The sequence below is a fragment of the Pelomonas sp. Root405 genome (assembly GCF_001425165.1).
GTDB lineage: Bacteria > Pseudomonadota > Gammaproteobacteria > Burkholderiales > Burkholderiaceae_C > Pelomonas.
Genome location: NZ_LMDU01000001.1, coordinates 728,617 through 740,464, shown reverse-complemented (window position 1 = coordinate 740,464; position 11,848 = coordinate 728,617). Strand labels below are relative to the sequence as shown.

Here is an 11,848-nt window from a genome sequence, read left to right as displayed (position 1 = left end):
CACAGGCATCTGGGCAGTGTTACGGCGCCACTGGCGGCGCGGATGCAAGGCGGCGTGACGAATCGCCGGCCACCCCCCTAGCAACACAATGGCGGTCCCTGGAGGAGATCCCATGCCCCGTTCCCGTTCCGCCGCGCTGATCGCGGCCCTGTGCTTGTCCGGCGTCACAAGCGCTGGGGCCGGCACCACCGGTTTTTATCGCCAGCCCGCCATCAAGGGCGAGCAGATCTATCTCGTCGCCGAGGGCGACCTCTGGCGCGTCGGCACGCAAGGCGGCGACGCTCAGCGGCTGACGACGCACAACGGGCTTGAAAGCCAGCCCGCCGTGTCGCCCGACGGCCAATGGCTGGCCTTCACGGGCCAGTACGACGGCGGCACCGAGCTCTACCTCATGCCGGCCGCCGGCGGGGTGCCGAAGCGGCTGACCTGGGAAGGCGGCGGCATGCGCGTCTGGGGTTTCAGCTCGGCCGGCGAGGTCCTCTACACCGGCCTCGACGCGCGGCCCGGCAGCCAGCTCTTCGCCATCGACATGAAGACCGGCCAACGCCGTGCCCTGCCGGTGGGCCAGGCCAGCGACGGCGCCCTGAGCGCCGATGGCAAGACGCTTTACTTCACCCGCAGCGGCCTGCGCGGCGACAACGCCCGCCAGTACCGCGGTGGCGCCATCGCGCGGCTGTGGTCGCTGGACCTGGCAAACCGAGCGGAGGCCCAGCCGCTGGTCGCGGAAGGCAACAACGACCGCCGGCCAATGCCCTATCGCGCTGATGGCGCTGATGGTGCCGAGCGCATTGCCTTCCTGTCGGACCGCGACGGCACGGTCAACCTGTGGTCGGTCGACGCCAAGGGCGCCGACCCGCGCCAGCACACGACGTACAAGGGCTGGGACATCCGCCACGCGGCCGCCGACGGCAGCCGGGTCGTCTATGCGCTGGGCGCCGACCTCTACGTCATCGACCTTGCCAAGCGTGACGCGGCGCGCAAGCTCGACATTGCGCTGGGTGGCGACTTCGACCAGATGCGCGAGCGCTGGATCAAGAAGCCGCAGGACTTCCTCACCGACACGGCCTTCGCGCCCAATGGCGAGCGCGTGCTGCTGACGGCCCGGGGTCATCTCGCGACGCAGGGTGTGCAGCAGTTGCGCCGCGCCGAGCTGCCGCAGCCGGTGGACGGCCGCTGCCGCAAGGGCGAGTTCAGCGCCGACAACAAGCAGGTGTTCGCCTTCTGCGACTTCAGCGGCGAGATGGAGGTCTGGCGCTTCGCGGCCAATGGCACCGGCAAACCCGAGCGCATCACCCACGGCGCGCCGAACGCCACGGTCACGCAGCGCCGCGAACTGCTGCCCTCGCCCGACGGCCGCTGGCTGGCACACAGCGACAAGGAAGGGCGCATCTGGCTGACGGACCTCAAGGCGCCGGCGCCGGCCAACACGCGCGAGATTGCCCGCGGCCTGCTTGACGAACCACGCCTGCATGGCTGGAGCCCGGACGGCCAGGCGCTGGCCTGGTCGATGCCGCTGCGCCACCCCGACCGCCACCAGCTGCAGCTCTACAACATGGCGCAGGGCAGCACCCACACGCTGACCACCGACCGCTACGACAGCGGCGCGGCGGCGTTCAGCCCCGATGGGCAATGGCTCTATTTCGCGTCCAACCGCAACTTCGCGACCACCGGCAACCCCAGCCCCTGGGGCGACCGCAACACCGGGCCCTTCTTCGGCTTCCGCAGCAAGCTCTATGCACTCGCCCTGCAGCCGGGACTGCGCTCGCCGTTCGCGCCGAAGGACGAGCTGGAATCGGCCACCGAGAAAAAGGCCGATGAGCAACGCGCGGAGGACAAGAAGGCCACCGACAAGAACCCGACAGAGCGCAAGCCGGACGACAAAGAGAAGAAGCCGGATGCCAAAGCAGGGGCTGCCAAGCCCACCATCCAGTTCGAAGGCGTGGCCGCGCGCCTGCACGAGCTGCCGGTGCCCGCGGGCAACTACCGCGCGCTGCGCGTCGACGGCAAGCGGCTGTGGTTCCTGGACCAGGACCTGGACCGCAAGACCCAGCTGAAATCCATCGCCATCGACAACCAGGGCGGCCCGGCCGACATCCTCGCCAGCGACGTGCGCGACTACGGCCTGAGCGCCGACGGCAAGAAGCTGATGGTCGTGCGCAACCAGGCCGCCGGTGCTGCGCCCGAAGTGCTGATCGTCGAGGCCGCGCCCAAGCTGCCCACCGACCTGAGCAAGCTGCAGGTGCGCTGGACCGACTGGCAGATCGCCACGCAGCCGCGCGCCGAGTGGAAGCAGATGTTCGCCGACGCCTGGCGCATGCACCGCGACCACTTCTACGACAGCGCCATGCACGGCGTCGACTGGCTGGCCATGCGCGCCAAGTACGAGCCACTGGTGGACCGGCTGACCGACCGCTTCGAGCTGGCCGAGCTGATGGCGCAGATGGTGGGCGAGCTGGGCGCGCTGCACAGCCAGGTCGCCCCCGGTGACATCCGCCCCGCGCCCGAGGAGCCAGGTCTTGCCGGCCTGGGCGCGCGCTTCTCCCGCGCACCCGATGGATGGCGCATCGATGCCATCTACGCCGCCGACCCCGAGCTGCCAGCCGAGGCCTCGCCGCTGGCCGCGCCCAGCGTCGGCCTGAAGGTGGGCGACGTCATCACGACGGTCAACGGCCGCCCGACAGCCGACGCGCCGCATCTGCTGGAGCTGCTGCGCGGCCAGGCCGGCCGCCAGGTACTGATCGAGGCCAGGCAGGCTGGGCGCTCCGTGCTGCGCATCGTCACGCCAGTGGCCCAGACGCGCGAGAACCAGCTGCGCTACAACGACTGGCGCTTCAGCCGCGCGCGTGCCGTTGAAGCCGCCGGCCAGGGTCGCATCGGCTATGTGCATTTGCGTGCCATGGGCGCGGCCGACATCGCGGACTTCGTGCGCGAGTTCTATGCCGCCACCGACCGGGACGGCCTCATCATCGACGTCAGATACAACAACGGCGGCAACATCGACAGCTGGATCCTGGAGAAGCTGCTGCGCCGCGCCTGGGCCTTCTGGCAACCGCGCTCACCGGGCGGCGCCGGCGTCTACGCCAACATGCAGAACGTCTACCGCGGCCACACCGTCGTGCTGATGAACGAGGACACCTATTCCGACGGCGAGACCTTCGCCGAAGGCTTCAAGCGCCTCAAGCTCGGTCCCGTCATCGGCAAGCGCAGCTCGGGCGCGGGAGTGTGGCTGTCGGACGGCAACCGCCTGATCGACAACGGCATCATGCGCGCCGCGGAGTCCGGCCAGGTGGACGCGGAAGGCCGCTTCCTCATCGAGGGTATCGGCGTGACGCCGGACATCGAGGTCGACAACCCGCCGCGGGCGACCGCGATGGGCCAGGATGCGCAGCTGGACGCGGCGCTGGCCGAGCTGAAGCGGCGCATTGCCGCGGAACCTGTGAAAGAGGTGAAGCCGGGGCCGTATCTGCGGCCGGTGAGGCCGTAGCTGGCAAGGGCGGTCACGGCCTCCCGAGCGCTAGACTTTGCCTCCGGAGACACCATGGCCATGCGCAGCGACATCCGGTTCGTCACATCGTCCGACGGTGTGCAGATCGCCGCCGCGCGCCATGGCGACGGGCCGCTCGTGCTGAAAGCCGCCACCTGGATCACCCACATCGACCAGGCCACGCCGGGCACCATCCAGCAGGCGCTGATCGACGAGTTCTCGGCCTCGCACACCTATGTGGAGTACGACACCCGCGGCTGCGGCCTGTCGCAGCGCCGTGTCGACGATCTGTCGTTCGAGTCCTGGGTGCGCGATCTTGAGGCCGTTGCGGACGCCTATGGCCGTGACGAACCGTTCACGCTGCTGGGCTTCACCTGCGGCGCCGGCGTGGCGGTCGAGTACGCCGCACGCCATCCCGAGGGCGTGCGCAACCTGATTCTGTTCGGCGGCTTCGCGACCTCTTACTACAGCACCAGCCACCCCGACCCCGCGGTGCGTCGCGAGGGTGACCTGATGCGCGAACTTGCCGCCGTGGGCTGGGGCAACAGCTCGCCGGCCTTCCGCCAGGTGTTCGTGTCGCGCTTCCTGCCCGACGCCTCGCCTGAGCAATGGGCCGCCTTCGACAAGCTGCAGCGCGAGACCTGCTCGCCCGACGTGGCCACGCGCTACCTGCACGCGCTGTACGGCATCAACGTGAAGGACGCTGCGCAGCGCGTGCGCTGCCCGGCGCTGCTGCTGCACCCCAAGGACGACCAGATGGTGCCCTTCGAGCAGGGCCGGCGGCTGGCGTCGCTGGTGCCTGGCGCGCGCTTCGTGCCGCTGGAGGGGCGCAACCACATCCCCTTGCCCACCGAGCCGGCGTTTGCCGGCTTCCTGCGCGAGGTGCGCGACTTCCTGGGCACGCAGCGGGAGCAGGCTGAACCGGCGCCGAGGCTCACCCCGCGGCAGGCCGAAGTGCTGCGCCGCATTGCCAGCGGCGAGACCGACAAGCAGGTCGCAGGGGCGCTGCGCCTGAGCCCTCGCACGGTGGAGATGCATGTGGCCAGCGCCTTGAAAACCCTGGGCTGCCGCACGCGCGCCGAGGCCGTGCACCGGGCCACGCGGCTGCAGTTGCTGCGGGCCTGAGTACCGTGATGCCACGGTAGCCGGGGCGGCCCCTACCGTAGGCCGCCGACTTGTGGCCGCAGCCTGGGCTGCGCGAGAGTCAGTGCACCGACACGGAGGCTGAAGTGGAAGACACGATTGACGCAGGACCGGCCTTGCAGGACGTCCTCAGGGTGCACTGCTTCGGCTGCGGCGCGCTCAACGAAGACGGACTGCACATCAAGAGTCGCTGGGAGGGCGACGAACTGGTGTGCCGCTGGCAGCCGCCGCCGCACTACATCGGCCATCCTGGCGTGGTCTACGGCGGCGCCATCGCCTCGGTGGTGGACTGCCATGCCATCTGGACGGCGATGGCCACCCATTGCCGTGAAGAAGGCATCGCCCTGGACGCCGGCGCACCCGCGTTCGTGACCGGGCGCCTGACCGTCACCTATCTCAAGCCCGCCTCGATCAACCACCCGCTGCAGTTGCGCGCCCAGGTGGTGGACCGCGGCGAGCGGCGCAGCACCGTGGCCTGCCGCGTCTGGCAGGTCGGCATCGAATGCGCGACGGCTGAGGTCGTCACAGTCCGCATGAGGGGGCACTGAATGCGCGCCGTTCTCTGCCACGACCACGCCGATCCGCCGCGCCTCACGCTCGCCGAGATCGTGCCCCCTGTTCCCGCTGCCGGAGAAGTGCTGGTGGACGTGCACGCCGCCGCAGTGAGCTTCATGGACGCGCTGATGGCTCAGGGCAAGTACCAGCTGCGCCCGCCCCTGCCCTACACGCCGGGCACCGATGCGGCCGGCGTGGTGCGGGCCGTCGGCGCCGGCGTGGCGCATCTCCAGCCTGGCGACCGCGTGGCCTGCGGCCACTGGACCGGCGCCTGGGCCGAGCAGATGCTGGCCCCCGCCTCGCAGGTGACCCTGTTGCCCGCCGCAGTCGACTTCACCACCGCCTGCACCGTGCGCTATGCCTATGGCACCGCGCACTACGCCCTCGTAGAGCGCGCCCGCCTGCAGCCCGGCGAGACGGTGTTCGTCAGCGGCGCGGCGGGCGGCGTGGGGCTTGCGGCCGTGGACCTCGCTCACCATCTCGGCGCGCGCGTGATTGCCGGGGTCGGTTCGCAGGAAAAGGCCGACGTGGTGCGCAGCCGCGGCGCCGAGGCCGTGGTCGTGTACGGCGCCGAGGACTTGAAGGCGCGCATCGGCACGCTGACGCAAGGGCAAGGCGTGGACGTGTGTCTGGACAACGTGGGCGGCGAGGTGTTCGCAGCGATGTCGCGCCTGATGGCCTGGGGCGGGCGCATGCTGCCCATCGGCTTCACGAGCGGCACCATTCCCTCGCTCGCGGCCAACCTGCCGCTGCTCAAGAACTACTCGGTGATGGGCGCCTTCTGGGGCGCCTGGGCCATGCGCCAGCCGGAGCAAAGCGCCCGGGCCGACACGGAGCTGATGCAGCTCGTGGCCGAAGGCCGGCTGCGCCCGCTCGTGGCCGCCGTGCTGCCACTGGCGCAGTTCAGCGAAGCCCTGGCGCAGCTGCACGACCGGCGCGTGCAAGGGCGCCTCGTGCTGCGCATGCGGTGAGCCTTCGCTCTGAACCGGAGAGGTCCCATGGCCGTCTTCGCCCCCCCGAGGAAGAAGGGCCAGGCAGGGATGAAAGCAGGCATTGGAGGCACTGGCTTGGGGTTGCGCTGACCCCGACTGTGCGGATGCCTCGTCCATCAGGCGAACGGCCTGCAACGATTCGACGTGGCGCCTCGGGGATCGCCAGCAGGCGGCGCGATTGGCGTTAATGCGCGCGCCTGACGCTCAGCTCAGCACGACGCGCGCGAACTTGCGCCTGCCCACCTGCAGTACATGCTCGCCGGCGTCGAGCTTCAGGCCCTTGTCGGCAATGACTTCACCAGCACGGCGCACGCCGCCTTGTTCGACCATGCGCAGGCCCTCGCTGGTGGACGCGACAAGCCCGGCCGCCTTCAGCAGCTGCGCGATGCCCATCGGCGCGCCGGTCAGCTGCACCTCGGGGATGTCGTCCGGGATGCCGCCCTTAGCGCGGTTGTTAAAGTCCTGCTCCGCCGCGTCGGCCGCCTGGGCGCTGTGGAAGCGCGCGGTGATCTCCTTGGCCAGCATGACCTTGGCGTCCTTGGGGTTGCGGCCGCCTTCGACCTCGGACTTCAGCGCCGCGATCTCGCCGAGCGACTTAAAGGACAGCAGCTCGAACCACTTCCACATCTGCACGTCGCTGATCGACAGGATCTTGGCGAACATGGTGTTGGCAGGCTCGGTGATGCCGATGTAGTTGTTCTTGGACTTGGACATCTTCTCGACGCCGTCCAGGCCTTCCAGCAGCGGCATCGTCAGGATGCACTGAGGCTCCTGCCCATATTCCTGCTGCAGGTGGCGGCCCATCAGCAGGTTGAACTTCTGGTCCGTGCCGCCCAGTTCCAGGTCGCTCTTCAGCGCCACCGAGTCATAGCCCTGCATCAGCGGGTAGAGGAACTCGTGCACGGAGATCGGCGTCTGGGCGGCGAAGCGCTTGGTGAAGTCGTCGCGCTCCATCATGCGGGCCACCGTGTACCGGCTGGCGAGCTGGATCAGGCCGGCCGCACCCAGCGGCTCGCTCCACTCGGAGTTGTAGCGGATCTCGGTGCGCGCGGGGTCCAGCACCAGCTTGGCCTGGGCGTAGTAGGTTTCGGCGTTGGCCTGAATCTGCTCTTTGGTCAGCGGCGGGCGGGTGGCGTTGCGGCCCGACGGGTCGCCGATCAGGGAGGTGAAGTCCCCGATCAGAAAAATGACCTGGTGGCCCAGGTCCTGCAACTGGCGCATCTTGTTCAAGACGACCGTGTGGCCGACGTGGATGTCCGGCGCCGTGGGGTCAAGGCCCAGCTTGATGCGCAGCGGCACGCCGGTGGCCGCCGAGCGCGCCAGTTTCTTGACCCATTCGGCCTCGGGCAGCAACTCGTCCACGCCGCGGCGGGTGATGGCCAGCGCCTGCTGGACGGCATCGGTGACGGGAAATTCGGCAGCGTCGGACATTGAGGGAGTCGCAAGACCGGTAAAAGGTCTGGCGAAATTGTTAAGTTGTTGATCTATCGGGTTTAACCGGCCTGTCGAGTAGGACAACGCCGTTAGAATTCACCCTTCGAACCGGGGGTGTTGCTTCAACACAACCGAGTGGATTTTAGGGCCGCATCACGGTGCAGCCCTTCGCGTGGAACCGGCTTGGCCGGGATTGCCCCAGCGACAACCCCGGGATGCCGAGCGTGACCGCAGTCCAGAAACGCCTCCAGCAACTTCAAACAGCACTAAAAAGGGTCGACGGCTTTGCCGCCCGGCACCCGCGCGCCCTGACCGCCTCCGTCGTCAGCGCCCTTAGCTGCTTCGCCGTCACCGCCTTCGGTATTGCGCCGCTGGCGCCCGACGCGGCCGAGTTGCCCCGCCGCACGCTGGTCGAGACGGTGGCCACGCCCAGCATCGAAGCCCAGTTGGATGAGCTGGCCGCCCACAGCATCGGCCTGACCCGCGCCGAGGCCACGCGCTCCGGCGACACCCCCGACAGCCTGCTGCGCCGCGCCGGCGCCTTCGATCCGGCCGCCGCTGCCTTCTTGCGCGCCGACCCGCTGGCCCGCCGCATCTTCCAGGGCCGCGCCGGCAAGATGGTCCACCTGACGGCCGATGCCTCGGGCCAGGTGCAGACCATCATCGCCCGCTTCCCCGCCGAGAAGAGCGAGCAGCAATCAAGTCATTTCACGCGCCTGACCGTCGTGCGTGATGGCGCCCGCTTCACCGCTCGCACCGAGACCGTGCCGCTGCAGGCCCAGATCGCCCTGGGCAGCGGCAGCATCCGCACCTCGCTGTTCGCCGCCACCGACGACGCCAAGATTCCGGACGCCATCGCCTCGCAGATGGCCGACATGTTCTCGGGCGACATCGACTTCCATCGCGAACTGCGCAAGGGCGATCGCTTCAGCATCGTCTACGAAACGCTGACAGCCGATGGCGAGCCCATCCAATGGGACGGCGGTACCGGCCGCCTGCTGGCCGGCGAGTTCACGAACAACGGCCGCACCTATTCGGCGGTGTATTTCAAGGACAGCGCCTCCGGCAAGGCCAGCTTCTACAGCTTCGACGGCCAGAGCAAGCGCCGCGCCTTCCTGGCCAGCCCGATGGAGTTCTCGCGCATCACCAGCGGTTTCGCGATGCGCTTCCATCCCATCCACAAAACCTGGCGCCAGCACAACGGGGTCGACTACGGCGCGCCGACCGGCACAGCCGTGCGCTCAGTGGGCGACGGTACCGTCGAGATGGCTGGCTGGCAGAACGGCTTCGGCAATGTCGTGCACCTGCGTCATGCGGGCGACCGGACGACCGTCTACGCCCACCTGAGCAAGATCGACGTGAAGAAGGGCCAGCGCATCGAGCAGGGCCAGCGCATCGGCGCGGTCGGCGCCACGGGCTGGGCCACCGGCCCGCATCTGCACTTCGAGTTCCGCGTTGGCGGCCGCCACATGGACCCGCGCGTCATCGCTCGCGCGTCCGAGGCGATCACGCTGCCCAGCTACGCCAAGGCGCAATTCCTGCAGACGGTCGCCAGCGTGAAGACGCAACTGGCCGTGGCCGAAACGATGGACGGCGTCTCCGCCGCCGAATAAGGCTGGTGAGCGCGCTCTACATCGGGCTGATGTCGGGCACTTCGCTCGACGGCATTGATGGCGTGTTGTTCGACGCGGAGGCGCTGGTCGTCACCGGCCATGTGCACTCACCCTTCTCACCGGGACTGCGCGACGAATTGCTCGCCTTGAATGCGCCAGGCGACAACGAACTGCATCGCGCCGCGCTGGCCGGGAATGCTGTCGCACGCGCCTATGCCGATGTGGTGGCCCAGCTGCTTGAAGCGACCGGCACCCGGCGCGAGCAGGTCGCTGCCATCGGCGCGCACGGCCAGACCGTGCGACATCGGCCCGACAGCTTCGACGGCTACACGACTCAATTGCTCAACGGCTCGCTGTTGGCCGAGCAGTCCGGCATCGACGTGATCTGCGACCTTCGCAGCCGCGACGTGGCGGCTGGGGGTCAGGGCGCGCCGCTGGTGCCGGCCTTCCACCGCGCGCTGTTTGGCGGCGAAGGCCAGGATGTGGCCGTGCTCAATCTCGGCGGCATCAGCAACCTGAGCCTGCTGTTTGCCGATGGGCGCACAGGCGGTTTCGATTGCGGGCCCGCCAACTGCCTGATGGACGGCTGGATCGCGCGCCACCTCGGCCGGGCCTACGACGCCGATGGCGCCTGGGCCGCCACCGGTCGCGTGTCGCCGGCATTGCTGGCAACGCTGCTGGCCGAGCCCTTCTTCGCGCAGCGGCCGCCCAAGAGCACGGGCCGCGATCTCTTCCATCTCGGCTGGCTGCAGGCCCGGTTGATGCCCGGCCTCGCGCCGGAAGACGTGCAGGCGACGCTGCTGGAACTCAGTGCGCGCTGCGTGGCGGACGCGCTGCGCGCGGAGATGCCGGGCGCCAGGTCCCTGATCGCCTGCGGCGGCGGCGCCTGCAACGGGCGGCTGATGCAGCGCCTGTCCGACCTGATGCCAGGCGTCACCGTGGAGTCCAGCGCAGCACGCGGGCTGCCGGTCGATCAGGTCGAAGCGGCTGCATTCGCCTGGCTGGCCATGCGCTTCAAAACAAAACGGCCGGGCAATCTGCCGGCCGTCACGGGAGCCGCTGGGCTCCGGGTGCTCGGGGCGTTGTACCCCGCCTAGTTTCTTAAACCGAGAAGCTCGACCCGCAACCGCAAGTGGTCGTGGCATTCGGGTTCTTGATGACGAACTGGGCGCCCTGCAAGTCTTCCTTGTAGTCGATCTCGGCGCCCATCAGGTATTGCAGGCTCATCGAGTCGATCAGCAGCGTCACGCCGTTCTTCTGCATCTGCGTGTCGTCGTCGTTGACGGCCTCGTCGAACGTGAAGCCGTACTGGAAGCCCGAGCAGCCGCCGCCTTGCACGAAGACGCGCAGCTTCAGCTCCGGGTTGCCTTCTTCGGCCACCAAGTCGCGCACCTTGTCGGCGGCGCTGTCGGTGAACACCAGGGGCACTGGGATATCGGAAATTGCGGTGACGGGGGTATCAAGCACGGCGCTCATGGCGAGGCTCCTGTGAATCTGTCCAGAGACGAATATGGGGATTGTCCGCGCAAAAACAAAAGGCCGCATCGCGGCGGCCTTTTGTCGAGTCGAGCAGCAATTAACGCTTGCTGAACTGCTTCCTGCGACGAGCGCCGTGCAGGCCGACCTTCTTACGCTCGACTTCACGCGCGTCACGCGTGACGAAGCCGGCGCGGCTCAGTTCGGGCTTCAGGGTCGCGTCGTAGTCGATCAGCGCGCGGGTGATGCCCAGGCGCAGCGCGCCGGCTTGGCCGGACTCGCCACCGCCGTGCACGTTCACCTTGATGTCGAACGCTTCGCCATTGTTCGTCAGCAGCAGGGGCTGCTTGGCGATCATGATCGAGGTCTGACGACCAAAGTAAGTGTCAATGGCCTTGCCGTTGACGATGATCTGGCCCGTGCCCTTCTTCATGAAGACGCGAGCGACCGACGACTTGCGACGGCCCGTACCGTAATTCCAGTTTCCGATCATGGCCGTTCCTTAGATCTCGAGAGCCTTGGGCTGCTGGGCGGTGTGCGGGTGCGTCGGGCCTGCGTAGACCTTCAGCTTCTTGACCATGGCGTAACCGAGCGGGCCCTTGGGCAGCATGCCCTTGACGGCCTTTTCCAGCGCGCGGCCGGGATGCTTGGCTTGCATGTCCTTGAACTTCGTGGCGTAGATGCCGCCGGGGAAGCCGCTGTGACGGTAGTACACCTTGTCGGTGGCCTTGTTGCCGGTGACACGGAGCTTTTCGGCGTTGACGATGACGATGAAATCACCGGTGTCCACGTGAGGCGTGTAAATGGCCTTGTGCTTGCCGCGCAAACGGAGTGCCACTTCGCTGGCAACACGTCCGAGCACCTTGTCGGTGGCGTCAATCACAAACCACTCGTGCGTCACCTCGGCCGGCTTGGCGCTGAAGGTCTTCATGAGTTGCTTTCGCTGTGCCGGCCTCCAAATACTGAAGCCGGCAATGTATGGCTGAATTTGACCGGCTTCGGTGCTGTGTCTGATGCACAGCCTCTCGGCGCAGCCGCCTACGCATTTCTGCACGGCCCTTTCCCGCAGCCTTTGACGGAAAAGCCCGCGAGTGTAGCAGCATGAGCCATGGTTTGAAAGCCGCCGACGCGTTACGCTTGCGAGACCGCAT

General features: G+C 68.1%; 10 protein-coding genes. 6 read left to right on the top strand and 4 right to left on the bottom strand.

Annotation, left to right across the window (positions count from 1 at the left end):
- Positions 1-112 precede the first annotated feature (112 nt).
- The 4 genes from ASC81_RS03310 to ASC81_RS03295 all read left to right on the top strand — a co-directional run bounded on the left by ASC81_RS03310 (position 113) and on the right by ASC81_RS03295 (position 6,153).
- Positions 113-3,484: a S41 family peptidase gene (locus ASC81_RS03310; RefSeq protein ID WP_056262667.1), complete on the top strand. Its 3,372-nt coding sequence runs from the start codon at positions 113-115 to the stop codon at positions 3,482-3,484.
- Between the two features lie 54 nt (positions 3,485-3,538).
- On the top strand, positions 3,539-4,609 hold the full coding sequence (locus ASC81_RS03305) for an alpha/beta fold hydrolase (protein ID WP_056262663.1): 1,071 nt from the start codon (positions 3,539-3,541) through the stop codon (positions 4,607-4,609).
- Positions 4,610-4,713: 104 nt separating this feature from the next.
- Complete coding sequence (locus tag ASC81_RS03300) at positions 4,714-5,175, top strand: PaaI family thioesterase (protein WP_162245851.1); 462 nt, start codon at positions 4,714-4,716, stop codon at positions 5,173-5,175.
- The gene (locus ASC81_RS03295; protein WP_056262659.1) at positions 5,176-6,153 is read left to right on the top strand and encodes an NADPH:quinone oxidoreductase family protein; all 978 of its coding nucleotides are present in this window, start codon (positions 5,176-5,178) and stop codon (positions 6,151-6,153) included.
- 225 nt (positions 6,154-6,378) lie between these two features.
- Here ASC81_RS03295 and tyrS read toward each other — a convergent pair whose 3' ends face one another.
- On the bottom strand, positions 6,379-7,605 hold the full coding sequence (tyrS, locus tag ASC81_RS03290) for a tyrosine--tRNA ligase (protein WP_056262656.1): 1,227 nt from the start codon (positions 7,603-7,605) through the stop codon (positions 6,379-6,381).
- A gap of 227 nt (positions 7,606-7,832) precedes the next feature.
- On the opposite strand from tyrS, the gene ASC81_RS03285 reads away from it, so the two are divergent.
- Both ASC81_RS03285 and ASC81_RS03280 read left to right on the top strand, forming a co-directional pair.
- Positions 7,833-9,221 carry a M23 family metallopeptidase gene (locus tag ASC81_RS03285; RefSeq protein ID WP_056264248.1) on the top strand — a complete coding sequence of 463 codons (1,389 nt, stop codon included), beginning with the start codon at positions 7,833-7,835 and terminating at the stop codon, positions 9,219-9,221.
- A gap of 5 nt (positions 9,222-9,226) precedes the next feature.
- A complete protein-coding gene (locus tag ASC81_RS03280) occupies positions 9,227-10,318 on the top strand; it encodes an anhydro-N-acetylmuramic acid kinase (RefSeq protein WP_082536218.1) in 1,092 nt (363 codons plus the stop codon).
- 4 nt (positions 10,319-10,322) lie between these two features.
- Here the strand turns inward: ASC81_RS03280 and erpA are convergent, their stop codons facing one another.
- The 3 genes from erpA to rplM all read right to left on the bottom strand — a co-directional run bounded on the left by erpA (position 10,323) and on the right by rplM (position 11,628).
- The gene (erpA, locus tag ASC81_RS03275; RefSeq protein ID WP_056262653.1) at positions 10,323-10,697 is read right to left on the bottom strand and encodes an iron-sulfur cluster insertion protein ErpA; all 375 of its coding nucleotides are present in this window, start codon (positions 10,695-10,697) and stop codon (positions 10,323-10,325) included.
- A gap of 100 nt (positions 10,698-10,797) precedes the next feature.
- Positions 10,798-11,190, bottom strand: a complete 393-nt coding sequence (rpsI, locus tag ASC81_RS03270) for a 30S ribosomal protein S9 (protein ID WP_056262649.1) — start codon at positions 11,188-11,190, stop codon at positions 10,798-10,800.
- A 9-nt stretch (positions 11,191-11,199) separates the two neighbouring features.
- Positions 11,200-11,628 carry a 50S ribosomal protein L13 gene (gene rplM, locus ASC81_RS03265; protein WP_056203159.1) on the bottom strand — a complete coding sequence of 143 codons (429 nt, stop codon included), beginning with the start codon at positions 11,626-11,628 and terminating at the stop codon, positions 11,200-11,202.
- Between the last annotated feature and the right edge of the window lie 220 nt (positions 11,629-11,848).

Bases quoted from the DNA above. Each gene is read 5' to 3' on its own strand.
- ASC81_RS03310 (WP_056262667.1), top strand. From the start codon at position 113: ATGCCCCGTTCCCGTTCCGCCGCGCTGATCGCGGCCCTGTGCTTGTCC.
- ASC81_RS03305 (WP_056262663.1), top strand. From the start codon at position 3,539: ATGGCCATGCGCAGCGACATCCGGTTCGTCACATCGTCCGACGGTGTG.
- ASC81_RS03295 (WP_056262659.1), top strand. From the start codon at position 5,176: ATGCGCGCCGTTCTCTGCCACGACCACGCCGATCCGCCGCGCCTCACG.
- tyrS (WP_056262656.1), bottom strand. From the start codon at position 7,605: ATGTCCGACGCTGCCGAATTTCCCGTCACCGATGCCGTCCAGCAGGCG.
- erpA (WP_056262653.1), bottom strand. From the start codon at position 10,697: ATGAGCGCCGTGCTTGATACCCCCGTCACCGCAATTTCCGATATCCCA.
- rpsI (WP_056262649.1), bottom strand. From the start codon at position 11,190: ATGATCGGAAACTGGAATTACGGTACGGGCCGTCGCAAGTCGTCGGTC.
- rplM (WP_056203159.1), bottom strand. From the start codon at position 11,628: ATGAAGACCTTCAGCGCCAAGCCGGCCGAGGTGACGCACGAGTGGTTT.